Raw genomic sequence first — 15542 nt, 5'->3', positions numbered from 1 at the left:
AGGTGTCTATGAAAATGTGAGAAAAAAGGAGTATTCGGGAGATATTACTTACTTTATTGAGGGAGGGCTAATATGAAAAAAATATACATTGGTATCTTTTTTGTTATTTTATACTGTTTTCCATTTGTATACTTTTCAATGAAACAAGACTTTACTAACCGTTCTTTGATAGGGTATCTGATAATGATTGTATCAACTTCCATTCTTGCATTCCTAACGAGATATTTTTGCAATTTCATCCCATTTATAATCGGAAATATTCTTTCTATGATAATTTCATTTTATTTTAATGGAGGTATGTTGGATACAGAAATGTGGGATGGCGGTTACTTTAAACCCTTTTCTTCTTCTCAACTAATAGTAGTAGTAAGTCTATTGAATTTAATTCCTCAGTACATAGCAATGATTTTAGCAAAAAAGGTTCATAATATTAATAAAGTTTAATGTCAAATGGATTTCTTTTTTTATGATACTTCAACAATTTGTGAAAAGATTCACTTAAGGTAACGGGTGCGTTGATCCAAGAAGGATTAATGCACCTTTTTGTTGAAGTTATTCAACTAACGAAGCAGTTTAGTTCAATAAGAAAAAATGGACTTTTGATAATTATATATGGAAAATTTATTTAAAGTTGGAACTTTTATTCGTTTCAAACGTATTCAGTGTTGTTTAACTTGTGTTCAACAATCGGGCAATATTGTTTAATAAAAAACTAATTATCGAAGGGAATTTAGGTTATGAATGTTTCGGCATGGAAACAGAAGGACACATGGACTGGGAAGGAATTTACGCTACTGCTATTACTCGAATTTATATTTGTGATTGTGGTTGTTAAATATGGCGTCCAATCACTTTATCTATCTTTGTTTAGCAATACACTATACTCAGGAACATTGACTGGATTAACAATTGCGATTGTACTCATGACAGGATTATATTTTATCGCACTACGTCCTAAAAATCTTTCATGGAAAGAGGTAGGAGTAAGAAGTTTTTCTACAAAGTACTGGTTAAAAATCCCGATATGGTTATTGATAACCATTATTTTAAGCGTAGCTGTAGTATTACTAACAAGTTTATTAGGTAATAGTGTAGATAACAGCAAGACGGAGAGCTTACAGCAAAATATTAATCTGTTTACTATACTCATTGGTATTATTTCCGCTGGCGTAGTATCTCCAGTTTATGAAGAGATATTTTATCGAGGGTTTATCTACCGTTGGTTAAGAGTTAGACTTGGAATGAATTGGGGAATCGTGATTAGCTCGCTAATATTTACGATAGCGCACTTTCCAACTTTAAACGCAATGCCCGTGAATTTCATCAACGGTGTTGTGTTCGCTTGGGTGTATGAAAAGACAGGTTCTGCCATTCCAGGAATGATAGTTCATGGAGTATTCAATACAATAGCAGTTTTATTAACGGTAACAGGATAAGACGGTATTTATAAACATATTCCGTTAACGGGCGCCATTGTTTAATAAGCGTCTCTGTTCTTATTAAACTAACGGGTGCGATTGTTCAATAGAGCAGTCGCTTTTTGTGCTAACGATGTAGTTTAGTACAATAAAGAAAAATAGCAAGAACTTATAAGATAAATGAAGTGTAAAATGTATTTGACACCTCATTTATCTTATTTTATAATTATGGTGTAAAGAATGTTTTACACCTTACAAAATCTAAAGGTGGCTTAGTGATGGAAAATAGAATCAAGGAATACAGAGAAAAGAACGGTTTTTCACAAGGCAAATTAGGAAATTTGTGTAAAGTAACAAGGCAAACAATTAATGCCATTGAAAATAATAAGTATGACCCAAGTTTAGAGTTGGCATTTAATTTATCTGATGTTTTAGGTCTTCCTATCGAAGAATTATTTATTTTTAAATATGAAAGGAAATGAGAAAAAGTGACAACTGTAAAAAAAGTTAGTTTAATCTGTTCTTTAGTGCTTATTACTGCAATTGGTGGCTATGGGATATATGAATGGATCTCAAAAGAAATAATTAACGCTTCCACACTCTTCTTTGTATTTTTAGGGGTTGGTTTTTTCTTCCAATCTGTTACTTGGGGTGAAATGGATGGAAAACAAGAAGGAGAAAAAGATGAATTGGAGAAACATATCACTCTTTTAAGTTCAAAAATTAGTTATTATCTATTACTTTTATTGATGATAATCGTCTTAGTTGTTTCGGAAAGAGTAAATACAATGAATGATATAAAGAATATCCCGCTTGTTATTGTAATTGGATTAGCTTGGATAACTATGCCAATTACTGAATGTGTAGTTTCAAAAAAATACCGTTAATAATATGGCGAAATTTAAAATCATTATTTAGAGGTAAACAGAATAATTGAAATTATACATATAATAAGTTAATATTGTGAAGAATTACACTTAAACTATAGGGTGCGTTGATCCAAGAAGGATTGGCGCACTTTTTTGTTGAAGTTATTATACTAAAGGGGCAGAATAGTTTAACAAATTTTTGGATATTTGTGGTAAAATTTTGTTAGATTATGGGAGGGATATTTATGAACTTATTTTTCTTTTTCAATATGTTAAAAAATATTATTTCTACCTTTTTTCAAAATGGGATTTGGGTAATCGGTTTTTTTTACTTGTTAATTAAGACTTTTGAAAGCGATAAACTTAAACATTTCTCCAAATATATTATAGGAATTGTTTTGGGAATATTATTTGTTTATTCAGTAATAGTAAGTAGATAAATTTTATTTCCTTATTCAAGTAACGGGTGCTTTGATCCAAGAAGGATTAAAGCACCTTTTTGTTGAAGTTATTAAACTACCATGAAAATAAACTTCTCTAATTACAAAAAGAGACAACATCAAAGAAGACCCTCCTAATTCGTAAAAAAAGAGAGCTACTATTCATTGATCTATAGATTGATAAACTGTGTTAAGAACCATTATAGACATCTTAGGATATTTTCATTCTCTGTGGTGAAGTAATGATTTGTTCGCTTCATGGATGGCTAACGGGGCAGTTTATTGTAAGAAGTAACCTGAGTTATAATTGTAGTAAATTGCCTTAAGTTAAGGTAGAGGTAGTATTGTTAGGGAGTGAGCGACAATGAACAAATATGATAAATATGTAAGTAAAGCGAATCGTTACGAATTTATTGGATTTAGAAAAAAAGCAATAAAAATAATGGAATTAGCAATAGAAGAGCCACTTTCAAAATTAGAAATGGGAAGTGGATTAATTTATATTGGTTTAATGTATCGTAAATTAAATGATTTAAACAAAGCAAATAAATATTTTGAAAACGCACTAAATTTATGCAAAGACGAACAGTATCCTTATAGTTCTAACTTTAAAATTATTATTCAAAGCTTTTTAGATAATGAAGAATTAGAAAAGGCAACGAAATGGATTCATCATTTAACTGAAAGAGCCAACTATGATAAAAAATTTTCAAAATTAAAAAAACTGAAATTAGTATAAGGGCAATGTTTGACTATCCGTTTCCTAACAGTAAATCCTTCTTCAACTAAAGGGTGCGTTAGTTGAAGATCAGGTTGTTTTTGCACAGCTCATTTTTATAGGTATTTATAAAAAGAGATTGAATCAGAAAGATAAACACAAAAAGAGCTTGACGAATGCCAAGCATTTTAACCTTTATGACCACCGATTTATTTTAGTTTCTATGGAGAGCAGTACCCGCATTGGTAAATGATACCGCTCTTAATAAAGTAGCAGAACCATGCTTTTTTTCTTCTTATCTCATCCATGGTATACCCTAAACGACTACGTTTTTGATTACCGAAATCAAACAATGATTACTGTAATTCGGAATCATCCACCAGTCCTATACTTTAAAAAACCTCCATTGGACGCATCATTTCGTAATCTTCATGTTCAAGCATGTGACAATGCCACACATATCGCCCTGTAAATGGTCCGAAACGGGCTATAATGTTGGTAACGAAACCAAAGGGAGTTTGAACAGTATCTTTTAATCCCCTTTCATACGGTCTAGCATGAATGGGTGGTCCTGTAAAGATAAGTTTTCCTGTATTTTTAAAATGAGAAACGTCAAAAGGCTGCCGTCCAAGAATTTGGAAGTCAACCAAATGCAGATGGATGGGGTGGGGGTCATCATCTATGATATTGATGATTCGCCATACTTCTACGGTGTTTACCTGTATCCTTTCCGATATGCGATCCATCCACATTTTACCGTCCAGTAAATTCAATGATCTGCCATATTGATCCTTTAGCCTAACTAGTGTTAAATCTCTTGTTCTCGTTGCCATCCATGGAGAAAGTTGTTCAATTCGCCCTAAATAATGCGGAATGGAGCTGGTATCTGTGCTTCTGAGTGGAACCGTGACTTTGAATTGCATTACATCTGTTGTCTCGGGGGATGCTGTCTTGGTGACATTTTTGAGAATCATGGTTTGACCGTAGTATTGAGAAAAATCAATAATCACATCTACACGCTCGGCACTCATGAGTATAAATTCATTTATTTTTACCATTGTCTCAAGAAAACCGCCATCCGTGCCAATTTGATAAAAAGGCTGACCAGAGTCCAATTTTAATGTAAGGATTCGGCTATTGGATGCGTTTAGAATCCGAAAGCGGTATTTTCTTGGTTCGACCTCCAGAAATGGATAAACCTTCCCGTTTACCAGAATGGTATCAGCATCAAAAGGTGAGACAAGAGAAGGATGAGGAGGAGGAAGAGCTGCATTATCTTGTTGTGAATGACCTGTATTGGTTTGATGTTGACTTGTGTTGGTTTGAGACGGTTCGCTTGGATAAAAAAGTGATCCATCTGAGTTGAATGAACGGTCTACAATTAAAAGAGGGATTTCATAATTTCCTTTTGGAAGATTAAGGGCTTGTTCATTCTCGTCTCGTATGAGATAGAATCCTGCGAGTCCCGCATAAACGTTCAATCTTGTAATTCCTACCGTGTGGTCGTGATACCATAACGCTGTGGCTCGTTCAATGTTTGGGTACGTATAAACCTCTCGTTCAAATAAAGGACCTGTTTGTTCAAAATTTCTTGTAAACCATGCTTCGGGGTAGCCGTCACTATGAGCAGGCGTTCTTCCTCCGTGTAAATGAACAACGCTTCTACCCTCTGGAAGAGTGATTTCGGAACCGTGAATCGTTGTATCAACGGGAAGTAAGTGCTTATTGGGCAGATTATTCATCCATTTAACATACACGGTTTCATTCTTCATTACTTCGAACGTAGGACCTGGAAATGTTCCTTCATAACCCCATAAACGGGTTGGTCCGAGGTCTCTGTGTAGCTTCTGATAAAACTCCATCATGGTCACTTCGTAATATGAACTATTATTATTTCGCATCTTAGGAGATAAAGTGTTTGGAATAGGCAGTTCATCCACGAATTTTTGTAACTTTAACTTTTCAGGCATAGGAAGAAATCCCTCCTTACTATTAAGAACTGTTTAGTAAGTTTATGAAAGTGAACTTGTTCATTATGTCTTTACCTATGCTACTTCTTCAACTACTATGAAAATAAGTTTCCCAAGATTAGAAAAATGACAATACTTAAGAAGAACCTGCTCAATTGTTTAAAAAAAGAGGAGAGCGTTAATAAATAAGTCTATGAATTGGTTGACTGGATTAAGGTCAGTATCAGTATTGACACTTCCTAACCATTTTCATTCTCAGTGGTGCAGCACTGATTTTGTGCTGCATGGGTGGCTAACGGGTAGCAAGAGTTGAAGATCCAGCTGCCATTTTTGGCGGCTTTTCTTATTGTGCTAACGATGCAGGATTATTCAAGAAAACACTGAAAATTAGAAATTAGTTGATGCAACTCAAGCCCTTTTGGCATAACCTAGAACAGTTACAAAATAAGGAAGGGGATATTGGATATTATGAGTAGTAATATTGAGAATGGCGGGAAAGACTCTAATTCTGATGATATTTTACAATTATTTAGACAATGGCTAACTACAATAGGAGATGCAATTAGCATTGTAGGGCAAGCAATTGCATTAGAAAATGATAAGCTACAACAAATTCAAGACCAAAAAGAGAAAGAACCACTTGAATTGCAACTGCAACAAACCCTACAACAAATGACACAGACGCAAGAAAAAATAAGACTTTTACAAAAACAAATAGAAAACATAGCTTTATAGCAGGATTAACGATTAGGTTTATAGAATGACAGAAATAAGAATAGAATTGATTATTTAGGTCCATCTTACTGTTTACATTACGAGCCTATAAATCCTTGTTTATAGTTATGGGGTGAGTGCATGAATAAGAATAAAAGGCTTTACATTGCCCCTTCTCTCCCTCCTACAGCCAACATTAACGCTAATGACACTAGTTCAACCCTAGTTAATTTTGAATATAAGCCACCTAACAATACTGGGGTAATCTTAGGTATAATTGGCGGTGCATTGGCTACTGTGGGTGACGCTTTGGCGACTATTGGGGCGATCATTCAACTAGATATAGATGTTTCTGCCGATTTTCAATCACAGGTAGATGATTATAAGACAGATCAAGAGAAGGATAAGATGCGGGAAGAGATTGATGATCTTAAGGAACAGGTGAAAGAGATTAATGATCTCAAGGATCAAGTGAAAGAGATTGATGATCTCAAGGAACAAGTGAAACTGCTTGTGAAAATAATTAAGAGTAACCAAAATTAAGAGGTTACTCTCTTTTTATTTATCTTCGCAATTTTGTATGATTTATCCTGAAGTTTTCATATTAACATCAGAAAACAGAATATTCGAAGTTGAGATTCTTGCAAAACCAAGAAGAATTTTAAAAATCGAAGAAGAAAATGATTTTGATTAATACTACAAATATGAATATTTTAACAAGGCATTGCTTTTTTGTTTGATTAACGAAGAAGATTGTGAAGTTTATACTTAAAGTAACGGGTTCTTTAGTTGAAGAATGAAATAAAATTGGACCACACATTTTAGACATATCTAATATGTGTGGTCCTTTTATTTTCAACTGTTTCACTTACCTAACCTAAATATAACTTTCCCTCTCTGGTTTTTTATTCTTTAATAAGTAATGAAATCGGTAAAGCTTCTTCCTTGTCCTCTTGTCCGACACGATGTCCCCAAGCAAATACACCATTGATATAGTTGATTTTAAAGTAACTGCCAGGGTCGCCATCAATTTCATATTTTTCCCCTTTTTTATAATCCTTTGGATTTAGCAAGTATGCCTTTGCCATCGATGCTTTTCGCTCAAGTACAGCAAGTTCATTTACGATCCCAAGCTGTTCGGCTTTACGTGCTTGTTCCTTTAAGCTGGCGATTTCCTGTCTTAATTCAAATTCTGTCATTTGGCTATATCGTTTTTCCTGCATGTCAGTTCTCTCCATCCTTTATGTCATCGATGAATCTGTCAATCAAGCTTAAGTCAAAACCTTTTCGAAATAGGGCTTGCTTCATCTTTTGTTCATATTCCCACCCATCCAGTTTTTCATATTTACGATGGGCCTTCATCCCGTGATGCCGGAGTGCTTCCCACTCCTCATCCGTATCCTTCTCTGTTTCTGCTTCCTCCATGGCGATTTGAATGACATCCCATGAATATCCCTTCCTTTGAAGCGTTTGTTCAAGCTTTTGTTTCGTTTGGCGCTCTGATTCCTTATTATTTTTTGGCATTGTTTTTGTAATCAGCTTTATCGCTTTTTCAATTTGCTCGTCCCTTGTAAAAAGGGCAAGACTTTTTGTTAGAATGTCTTGTTCAATTCCTTTTTCAAACAGTTCTTGTTTGATAATCTCAGGACCCTTTATTGTCGTATTGATTTGCGTTTGCACATAGGCCCGTGAAAATTCTTTATCATTAATATATTTATACTCGGTTAGCTTATGAATCACATCTGGAATAATCGGATCATCTACTTCCTTTTTCTTAAGATAATCGATGACTTCCTTTGTCGATCGCATTCTATATGATAGGAAATTCAGTGCCAAATTAAAGGCCTTCTTCACTTCGTCTTCAAATTGGATTTCCGTAATATCAAGGTCGTCCAGTTCCATTCCTTTTTTCAACTGAAATGAGATTAGAATATCTTGATCCACACTAAATGCATATTCCTCACCCTTGTCTTTTCCGTAATCAAGAAAAATATTAAAGCGTTCTGTGTTTTTCTTTTGAGTTGTAATTTTCGCTATTATCGCCATCTGAATAACACCTCCATTTAATAGTAGCATAAGTTTTTTAGAGGATATATGGAAAACTTATTGAATTATCTAGGAAAAGGGATGGAAAGGAAGAAAAACATGAAGATTGCAATTGCAGGTGGAACAGGCTTTGTTGGAAAAAAGCTTACGGATTATCTTTTGGACCAACAGCATGACGTGTTTATTTTAACTAGAAGTGGCGACAAAACAAGTCATCACCCTAATCTCCAATATGTTGAATGGCTAACTGGGAATAGCACTCCCGAAAAGCAGCTGTACGACGTAGATGCAGTGATTAACCTGGCTGGAGAATCGTTGAATAGCGTACGATGGACGGAAGCCCGTAAAAAACGAATTTTGGACAGCAGGTTGACTGCCACAAAGGAAATTCACCGTATCCTCTCTTCATTGCCGAAAAAGCCTAAAGTGTTATTGAATGCAAGCGCAGTCGGCATTTATGGAACCTCAGAGAGCGATACTTTCACGGAGGAATCTTCGCACATAGGTAGTGACTTTCTTGCAAATACGGTTTCTGCTTGGGAGAAGGAAGCAAATAAAGCTCATGACCTTGGAATCCGGACATGTTTCTTACGACTGGGTGTTGTCCTTAGCGATGATGGCGGTGCGCTAACACGGATGGTTCTTCCTTATTCGTTTTTTATCGGTGGTACGATTGGTTCCGGGAAGCAGTGGCTTTCTTGGATACATATTGAGGATGTCCTGAAAGGCATCGATTTTCTCTTGCACCACGAAACTGTGAGCGGCACTGTTAATTTTACTGCTCCAAATCCAGTACAAATGAAGGAGTTTGGCCAAACTGTTGGATCAGTTCTTAATCGCCCTCATTGGCTCCCCGTACCTGGTTTTGCTTTACAGCTTTTACTCGGTGAAATGAGTATTTTAGTGTTGGAGGGACAAAAAGTACTACCGGAAAAACTAGAAAGTCACGGCTTTATTTTTACCTATGAGACTGTTGACAAAGCTTTAATTAGTCTATTTAAAGGGTAATTCGACAGATTGCAACATGGTTCCTCAAAAACGTCGAAATTACCAATAATTTGATACAAAAAATTCACAAAAAAACTATTTATTTTTACAAAAGTTTCGAGTATGATACCTAAAGTGAAGTAAAAAAATCAAACCAAAAATAAAATACAAAACTTAAATTTGGCCAATTCAAAGTGGCTAATTTTAGGGAAGGCAAATGGTGCGCCACCAGTTTCACTGGTTCTAGTGGGTTCGATTCCCACCCCGAAATTTTTTAATAACACAAAAAATTTCGAGGGTGGATCCGAATACCTGCCACAGGTCCGGTCTGTCCTCATTTGGAGGGGAAACTGATGCTAAAAAAACGTGAACTTCAAGATAGTCAAGCTCTTTATGACTTAATGGTGCACCCGGATGTCTTTCCTTTTGTGCGTCAAAAGGCGTATTCATACGAAGAGTTTTTATTTTTAACAAAGCAAACGATTGAGGCAGAAGAGCGAGGTGAATTGATATCACGTACCATTTTAGATGAATGGGGCTCTCCAATCGGTACAATTAATTTATTCGATATCGAAGAAAATGCTGGTTTCCTTGGAACTTGGCTTGGCAAACCATTTCACGGCAAAGGCTACAACCAGCCCGCTAAGGATGCATTCTTTGCTGAGCTCTTTTATGAGCTTGGAATCGAAACCATTTTTATGCGCGTTCGTAAAGTTAACCATCGCTCCATGATGGCAGTTCAAAAACTCCCATATGTAACCTTAGCCAATGAAACGCGAAAGTCATTACTTGACCAGATAAATGCGAATGAAGACATTTACAACCTTTTTGAAGTTTCAAAGGACTTATATACACTCCACACCTTACGTGTTGGACAAATGCTTTCAGAAGAACATTTGAAAGAGGCCTAGTTGAACGTCTACTAAAAACTGCCACTTCCTGTGCAAGCCCGTTTTTTAACGGGTTTTTTGTTTGGATTTTTTTAGGATGGATAAAATAAGACTATCTTACTTAGAAAGCGAGGGAACTTTAATGGCAAAGGAAAAAAAGCGTGACAACAAGTCTAAAAGCACATTAAGCAGCATGCAAGAGGTTACATATCAAAATGAATTCAAGAAGGCAGATCGAGCTGCCGGATATAAAAGGTAAGATCGTTTTTACATACAATTTTCCACTTATGATGTCTCTTTTCAAGGTCATCCTATTATTGAGCAGGTTGCTGTTTGCAAACCTCTCCATTATTTTTCGGGATGGTGTTGATAATGGGACGATCAAGAGGACAAAGATCACGAGATAAGAACAAAGGGAGCTTACCACAGGTTCCTAAAAACATGAAATCAGATGGTCTAGATGTCGAGTTCTCACGTGAACTTGCAGACCAGGATGATTTAGAGGCACAAGCACGCTCTAATGCTGCAGATGCCAGGGCGAAGAAAAAGAAATAAGATAAGTTAGTGAAACCGAAGGAAAAATTCCTTCGGTTTTTTCATTTTAAATAAACGCGTACTTTCCCTGTCCCCTCCATGATACAAGCATATTCATGGCACGGTACATACTCTTACCGCATAAACTGAATTGATTGCATATACTCATAATTCATGGAGGTGAATGAAATGGAGTATCCAATTACAAGAGATTATATTCGTTTTGGAAATTCACGTTCAGGTCAAAAGGTTTCAAAGGTCCGTTTTATCGTGAGTCATGATACAGGGAATCCTGGTTCCACGGCCTATGGGAATCGAAACTATTTTGACCGTTCACAGCCAAGTGCATCAGCCCATACGTTTATTGATGATAAATATATTTTGGAAATCATCCCTCTTACTGAGAAGGCATGGCATGTTCGCTACAATATAACGAAGGACAATGCTATGTTTGGCGATGATGCAAATGATGCAGCAATTGGTGTAGAGTTTTGTCATGGCGGTAAAATTAATTTCCAAGAGGCATATAATCGATATGTCTGGTACCATGCTTATTTATGTGACAAATTTAATCTTGATCCGAAAAGACATATTGTGGCCCACAGCACGTTAGACCCCTCAAGAAGATCTGACCCACAAAATGCATTGCGCCCACATGGTGTGTCTTGGGAAGAATTTATAAATGATGTACAAGAATCGTATAATCGTGATTTTAAAGGGGTTCCGACGAGCAATCCGAAGCCAGTTGTTGCAGGGGTTTCAACCCGCCTTCCCATTCGAAGGGGTGATACCGGTCCATTTGTTAAAGAAATTCAAGAGGATTTAATCAAAGCTGGATTTTCAATGTCTCCTTATGGTGCGGATGGTAGCTTCGGTCCTGCAACTGAGAGTGCGGTCATGCGGTTCCAAAAACGATATGGCTTGAGTGTCGATGGACTAGTTGGGCAAGTTACGTTGAGGAAGCTTGATGAAGTCATTAAGCAGGGCAATTCTACTCATGAACAATTTCCGCTTCCTGATGGAGTTTGGGGACGCGGTGACAAGGGTGAAGAGGTTCGCATGATCCAACGTGCCTTAAAGCATATCAATTTCGATCCTAAAATGATTGATGGCAGCTATGGTCCTTTAACGGAGGATGCTGTTCGAAGATTCCAATCGATGTATGCGGCTCTCGCAGATGACGGAATATACGGCCCGAAGACGAAAAAGTTTATCCAGATGGAATTGGATGATATGTAGCAGGAAGTAACCCACTGTAAATTTCAGTGGGTTTTGTTTTTGGTGATTTGTGGCTCTGAATAGCTAATGACCATAAATTGCTTGCTAATGACCATAAATTTAAAATAACAGCCATAAAGGCCGACTTAATAGCCATAAATTTAAAATAACAGCTATAGAATCAAGTAATTCACCTTTTATTAATCTCTTTCCACACCTCTTCATACACTTTTTTCAGTGGAATGCCATGTTCCATAGCAATTCTTCGGCAATCCTCATATTCTGGAGACTTTTGAATGGATTCTCCTTCGAAAACACCTTCTTTTATCGTGACTTTGCCCCATTTTGTCATAACTTCGGTAAAAATTCGCTGGAGTCGGTGAACGGTCAGAGGATAATACCGAAGGCCAAGTGTTGTTGTTTCTGCAAACAGGATTTCCTTCATTTTCTCCATTTTACTCTTTGAGCAAAGAAGCTGCAGGAGGACGGCTGGACGGTTTTTCTTCATATAAATTGGGGTGTAGTAGACGTCATTTGCCCCTGCGTCAAACAATAAATCCATGACATAGCCAAGCCATTCGCCAGACATATTATCCAGATTTACCTCAAGCTTGATCATGTCGTCATCTATATGCTCATGATTTGGCGGAAGCTTTTTATCCATGATCCTCTTCCTTTCGTTCAGAAATTCATTAACGCTAGTATAGCATTGCACGAAAAAAATAGCCCGCCAAGTCAGCGAGCTACCTTTATAGCCTTTTATTAAAACTCAAAATAGTCTTTTGCATTTTGGTAGCAGATTCCTTTTACAACATCGCCCAGTAAATCCATGTCGTTTGGAACTTCACCATTTTCTACCCACTCTCCGATTAGGTTACAAACTAAACGGCGGAAGTATTCATGTCTTGTATAAGATAAGAAGCTTCTTGAGTCAGTAAGCATGCCGATGAAACGGCTGAATAGGCCAAGGTTTGCTAATGCTTTCATTTGCTCAAGCATACCCTCTTTTTGATCGTTGAACCACCAAGCCGTTCCGAATTGCATTTTACCTGGCTTGCCTCCACCTTGGAAGTTACCAATTGTTGTTCCAAGGATGTAGTTGTCGTTTGGATTTAAAGAATACAGAATGGTTTTTGGTAGTGCATCTTCTGCATCAAGTGCATCAAGTAATTGGTTTAATGGACGTGCTAATTCACCATCATTGATGCTGTCATATCCAGTGTCAGGTCCTAGCTTTCCAGCCATTCTTGAGTTGTTGTTACGCAATGCGTGAATATGTAATTGCATGGCCCAATCGCGTTTTGCGTATTCTTTTCCTAAGAAAACTAATGTATAGGATTTATACTTAATCTCATCTTCAAGAGAAACCTTTTCGCCTTTGATTCCTTTTTCAAATGCGGCTGCCGCTTCTTCCTTCGTTGTGTGCTCATACATCATTTTGTTAAGTGCATGGTCAGATACGCGTCCACCAAGTGAATGGAAGAATTCAATGCGGTTTTCTAGTGCGTTTAATAAGTCATCATAGCTTGAAATCTCAATACCGGAAACTTCACTTAATTTTTTCACCCAGCTGACAAATGTGTCTTGGTTGATTTCCAACCCTTTGTCTGGACGGAAGCTTGGCAATACTTTTACATCGAAGCTTGCATCTTCAGCAATAAGCTTGTGGTATTCTAATGAATCAGTTGGATCGTCAGTCGTACAAACCACTTCTACATTTGACTTTTTAATTAAGTCTCTCGCTCCAAATCCTTCATCATTAAGCTTGCCGTTTACTTTTTCCCAGATCACAGGAGCTGACTTTTCGTTTAAAATTTCATGAACATCAAAGAAGCGTTGAAGCTCAAGATGAGTCCAGTTGAATAACGGGTTTCCGATTGTCATTGGCACTGTTTTCGCCCACGCAACAAATTTATCATAATCTGATGCATTACCTGTAATGTATTCTTCCTCAATTCCGTTTGCTCTCATAGCTCTCCACTTGTAATGGTCACCATATAGCCATGCTTCAGTAATATTTTTGAAGGTTTTGTTTTCATAAATTTCTTGAGGACTCAAATGGCAGTGATAGTCTATAATCGGCATATCCTTTGCAAAATTATTGTATAAGGCTACTGCAGTGTCATTTGATAATAAAAATGTTTCATCCATAAATTTTTTCATCTTGTCCACCTGCTTGTTTATTAATTTTATCTCCAAAATGAGGACTTTAATAGCAATCGCTTTCATTATGAATCACTAAGGATTGATTACGTTATTAAAAACGTTGTTATTCTTACTTCATATTAGATTAAAAGTAAGTAGTTTTCAAGTGCTTTTTTGAATGTTTCTATTGAAAACGTTGACATTTACCTAGTAAACTGTAAAAATATGAAATAAGAGATGAATACTAAATATATTTTTAAGAAAAACAACGTTTTTATTTTGATAGATAATACATTCCATAGGTGGTTTTCATGAATATAACGATTAAGGATATTGCTCAGATGGCTGGGGTAAGCTACTCAACCGTCTCTAAAGCATTAAATGATAGCCCATTAGTAAAAGAAGAGACAAAAGAAAAAATAATAAAAATTGCAAAAGAATTAGGTTATGAACCTAATTTTGCCGCACAACGACTCGTTTCAAAGGAATCGAAGGTGATTGGTGTTATTTGGCCAACCCTAGAACGTATTGCTCCGTCTGCATTGATTACAAGTATTAATAAGGCCATCCAATTAAATTCATATTCTATGATTTTATCTGTTGATCCTACTCTTGAGTCTCTAGAAATGTTTAAGCGGTTTCAGGTAGATGGGGTTATCGTATTTGATGAAAATAATAATAGTGTCCTTGATACCGCAAAAGTACCAATTGTAACTTACGGGGTTGGAAAAAATAAAAACCATTCAGTCATTGATGTAAATTACCAAGAAGCAATTATCATGGCGGTAGAGTATTTATATAATCTTGGCCATAGGAACATAGCCTACGTCGGTGATTTTTCTCCATTTGACGATCGCCAAATGGAAAAATACTATGGTTTGAAAAAGGTAATGAATAAACTTCAATTGCCTTTCAACACTTCTAACTTAATAAATACAGCAGGGCTCGATTGGTATGATGGTTATTTAGCTACAAAGCGATTATTGGATTCATCATCTCTTCCCACCGCAATAATTGGAGCAAGTTATGATATTAGTGCAGGGGTTATTCGTGCGTTGCGTGAAGCCAACTATATTATTCCTAAGGATTTTTCAGTAATCAGTTACGATAACATCCCACAGATGGGAAAAACAGAAATTCCATTAACAAGTGTAGGGGTACCTGTTGACACTATCGCATGTAATATGGTTAGTACTCTTCTTTCTTTGATTAAATCGAATGAAACTGCGCCACTATTCAAGCAATTAGCACCTGTTATTAATGAACGTACTTCTTGTGCACAGGCAGGAGTCTCCTTAAAAAACTAAATGGCTAGAATCCAACATTCTAGCCATTTAGTTTTTATATTTTTAAAGTTTCACAGATCTTATGAACAAAAGCGCAAGCGCCTTGATCAGCCCCGACAAGCATAAGACGAGACGGCTAGAAGGTTGCCCTTTGACCTTCTTGACGGATTGGCTAGACCATAGAGGGGCTAGGCGCTGGAGCTGGATGTAGATAAACTCATTTACGACCTATCTACAAGGTTGAATTTTATAATTTCCTGGTGTATGAAATAATGTTTTCAGACACAAAAAAGTCCCATGACTATGC

The 15542-nt window shown here is 36.5% G+C and carries 17 protein-coding genes and 1 pseudogene; 13 read left to right on the top strand and 5 right to left on the bottom strand.

Going from position 1 to position 15542, the window contains the following annotated elements; translation table 11 throughout:
• Positions 1-737: 737 nt before the first annotated feature.
• The 4 genes from LKW28_RS22090 (at position 738) to LKW28_RS22075 (ending at position 3466) form a co-directional block, all read left to right on the top strand.
• Complete coding sequence (locus LKW28_RS22090; RefSeq protein WP_229142583.1) at positions 738-1436, top strand: CPBP family intramembrane glutamic endopeptidase; 699 nt, start codon at positions 738-740, stop codon at positions 1434-1436.
• 260 nt (positions 1437-1696) lie between these two features.
• The gene (locus LKW28_RS22085; protein WP_229142582.1) at positions 1697-1900 is read left to right on the top strand and encodes a helix-turn-helix transcriptional regulator; all 204 of its coding nucleotides are present in this window, start codon (positions 1697-1699) and stop codon (positions 1898-1900) included.
• Positions 1901-1906: 6 nt separating this feature from the next.
• Positions 1907-2305 (top strand): hypothetical protein, encoded by a 399-nt coding sequence (locus LKW28_RS22080; protein WP_229142581.1) that lies wholly within the window; start codon positions 1907-1909, stop codon positions 2303-2305.
• A gap of 786 nt (positions 2306-3091) precedes the next feature.
• A complete protein-coding gene (locus tag LKW28_RS22075; protein WP_229142580.1) occupies positions 3092-3466 on the top strand; it encodes a hypothetical protein in 375 nt (124 codons plus the stop codon).
• Positions 3467-3837: 371 nt separating this feature from the next.
• Here LKW28_RS22075 and LKW28_RS22070 read toward each other — a convergent pair whose 3' ends face one another.
• On the bottom strand, positions 3838-5415 hold the full coding sequence (locus tag LKW28_RS22070) for a multicopper oxidase family protein (RefSeq protein ID WP_229142579.1): 1578 nt from the start codon (positions 5413-5415) through the stop codon (positions 3838-3840).
• Positions 5416-5883: 468 nt separating this feature from the next.
• On the opposite strand from LKW28_RS22070, the gene LKW28_RS22065 reads away from it, so the two are divergent.
• On the top strand, positions 5884-6150 hold the full coding sequence (locus LKW28_RS22065) for a hypothetical protein (protein ID WP_229142578.1): 267 nt from the start codon (positions 5884-5886) through the stop codon (positions 6148-6150).
• A gap of 120 nt (positions 6151-6270) precedes the next feature.
• A complete protein-coding gene (locus LKW28_RS22060) occupies positions 6271-6672 on the top strand; it encodes a DUF3450 domain-containing protein (protein ID WP_229142577.1) in 402 nt (133 codons plus the stop codon).
• Between the two features lie 362 nt (positions 6673-7034).
• On the opposite strand, the gene LKW28_RS22055 is transcribed toward LKW28_RS22060, so the two are convergent.
• On the bottom strand, positions 7035-7352 hold the full coding sequence (locus LKW28_RS22055) for a YfhH family protein (RefSeq protein ID WP_229142576.1): 318 nt from the start codon (positions 7350-7352) through the stop codon (positions 7035-7037).
• A 1-nt stretch (position 7353) separates the two neighbouring features.
• Complete coding sequence (gene recX, locus LKW28_RS22050) at positions 7354-8175, bottom strand: recombination regulator RecX (RefSeq protein ID WP_229142575.1); 822 nt, start codon at positions 8173-8175, stop codon at positions 7354-7356.
• Between the two features lie 99 nt (positions 8176-8274).
• On the opposite strand from recX, the gene LKW28_RS22045 reads away from it, so the two are divergent.
• From LKW28_RS22045 to LKW28_RS23190, 6 genes and pseudogenes are all read left to right on the top strand, one after another.
• Positions 8275-9183: a TIGR01777 family oxidoreductase gene (locus LKW28_RS22045; protein WP_229142574.1), complete on the top strand. Its 909-nt coding sequence runs from the start codon at positions 8275-8277 to the stop codon at positions 9181-9183.
• A 332-nt stretch (positions 9184-9515) separates the two neighbouring features.
• The gene (locus LKW28_RS22040; RefSeq protein ID WP_229142573.1) at positions 9516-10073 is read left to right on the top strand and encodes a GNAT family N-acetyltransferase; all 558 of its coding nucleotides are present in this window, start codon (positions 9516-9518) and stop codon (positions 10071-10073) included.
• A 121-nt stretch (positions 10074-10194) separates the two neighbouring features.
• Positions 10195-10311, top strand: coding sequence for a YfhE family protein (locus LKW28_RS22035; protein WP_229142572.1), 117 nt, complete (start codon positions 10195-10197; stop codon positions 10309-10311).
• Between the two features lie 113 nt (positions 10312-10424).
• Positions 10425-10607, top strand: a complete 183-nt coding sequence (locus LKW28_RS22030; protein ID WP_229142571.1) for a YfhD family protein — start codon at positions 10425-10427, stop codon at positions 10605-10607.
• A 168-nt stretch (positions 10608-10775) separates the two neighbouring features.
• Positions 10776-11288 (top strand): annotated as a pseudogene (locus LKW28_RS23195) (N-acetylmuramoyl-L-alanine amidase family protein); the annotation flags it as partial.
• A complete protein-coding gene (locus tag LKW28_RS23190) occupies positions 11265-11825 on the top strand; it encodes a peptidoglycan-binding protein (RefSeq protein ID WP_324255062.1) in 561 nt (186 codons plus the stop codon). The pseudogene LKW28_RS23195 and the gene LKW28_RS23190, both read left to right, overlap by 24 nt.
• Before the next feature lie 169 nt (positions 11826-11994).
• On the opposite strand, the gene larC is transcribed toward LKW28_RS23190, so the two are convergent.
• On the bottom strand, positions 11995-12468 hold the full coding sequence (gene larC / locus LKW28_RS22020) for a nickel insertion protein (RefSeq protein WP_229142569.1): 474 nt from the start codon (positions 12466-12468) through the stop codon (positions 11995-11997).
• A 98-nt stretch (positions 12469-12566) separates the two neighbouring features.
• Positions 12567-13967: a glucuronate isomerase gene (gene uxaC, locus LKW28_RS22015; protein ID WP_229142568.1), complete on the bottom strand. Its 1401-nt coding sequence runs from the start codon at positions 13965-13967 to the stop codon at positions 12567-12569.
• A 293-nt stretch (positions 13968-14260) separates the two neighbouring features.
• Between uxaC and LKW28_RS22010 the strand changes: the two genes are divergently transcribed.
• Positions 14261-15256: a LacI family DNA-binding transcriptional regulator gene (locus LKW28_RS22010; RefSeq protein WP_229142567.1), complete on the top strand. Its 996-nt coding sequence runs from the start codon at positions 14261-14263 to the stop codon at positions 15254-15256.
• The last annotated feature ends 286 nt before the right edge of the window (positions 15257-15542 follow it).

This window comes from Bacillus sp. REN16, from assembly GCF_020731355.1.
GTDB lineage: Bacteria > Bacillota > Bacilli > Bacillales > Bacillaceae_L > Ferdinandcohnia.
The sequence above is the reverse complement of the archived record's forward strand: the minus strand, read 5'-3'. Positions and strand labels throughout refer to the sequence as shown.

Coding starts and splice junctions, on each gene's coding strand:
- larC (WP_229142569.1), bottom strand. CDS start 12,468: ATGGATAAAAAGCTTCCGCCAAATCATGAGCATATAGATGACGACATG.
- LKW28_RS22045 (WP_229142574.1), top strand. CDS start 8,275: ATGAAGATTGCAATTGCAGGTGGAACAGGCTTTGTTGGAAAAAAGCTT.
- LKW28_RS22065 (WP_229142578.1), top strand. CDS start 5,884: ATGAGTAGTAATATTGAGAATGGCGGGAAAGACTCTAATTCTGATGAT.
- LKW28_RS22075 (WP_229142580.1), top strand. CDS start 3,092: ATGAACAAATATGATAAATATGTAAGTAAAGCGAATCGTTACGAATTT.
- LKW28_RS22090 (WP_229142583.1), top strand. CDS start 738: ATGAATGTTTCGGCATGGAAACAGAAGGACACATGGACTGGGAAGGAA.
- LKW28_RS22030 (WP_229142571.1), top strand. CDS start 10,425: ATGGGACGATCAAGAGGACAAAGATCACGAGATAAGAACAAAGGGAGC.
- LKW28_RS22010 (WP_229142567.1), top strand. CDS start 14,261: ATGAATATAACGATTAAGGATATTGCTCAGATGGCTGGGGTAAGCTAC.
- LKW28_RS22070 (WP_229142579.1), bottom strand. CDS start 5,415: ATGCCTGAAAAGTTAAAGTTACAAAAATTCGTGGATGAACTGCCTATT.
- recX (WP_229142575.1), bottom strand. CDS start 8,175: ATGGCGATAATAGCGAAAATTACAACTCAAAAGAAAAACACAGAACGC.
- uxaC (WP_229142568.1), bottom strand. CDS start 13,967: ATGAAAAAATTTATGGATGAAACATTTTTATTATCAAATGACACTGCA.
- LKW28_RS22060 (WP_229142577.1), top strand. CDS start 6,271: ATGAATAAGAATAAAAGGCTTTACATTGCCCCTTCTCTCCCTCCTACA.
- LKW28_RS22040 (WP_229142573.1), top strand. CDS start 9,516: ATGCTAAAAAAACGTGAACTTCAAGATAGTCAAGCTCTTTATGACTTA.
- LKW28_RS22035 (WP_229142572.1), top strand. CDS start 10,195: ATGGCAAAGGAAAAAAAGCGTGACAACAAGTCTAAAAGCACATTAAGC.
- LKW28_RS22055 (WP_229142576.1), bottom strand. CDS start 7,352: ATGCAGGAAAAACGATATAGCCAAATGACAGAATTTGAATTAAGACAG.
- LKW28_RS22085 (WP_229142582.1), top strand. CDS start 1,697: ATGGAAAATAGAATCAAGGAATACAGAGAAAAGAACGGTTTTTCACAA.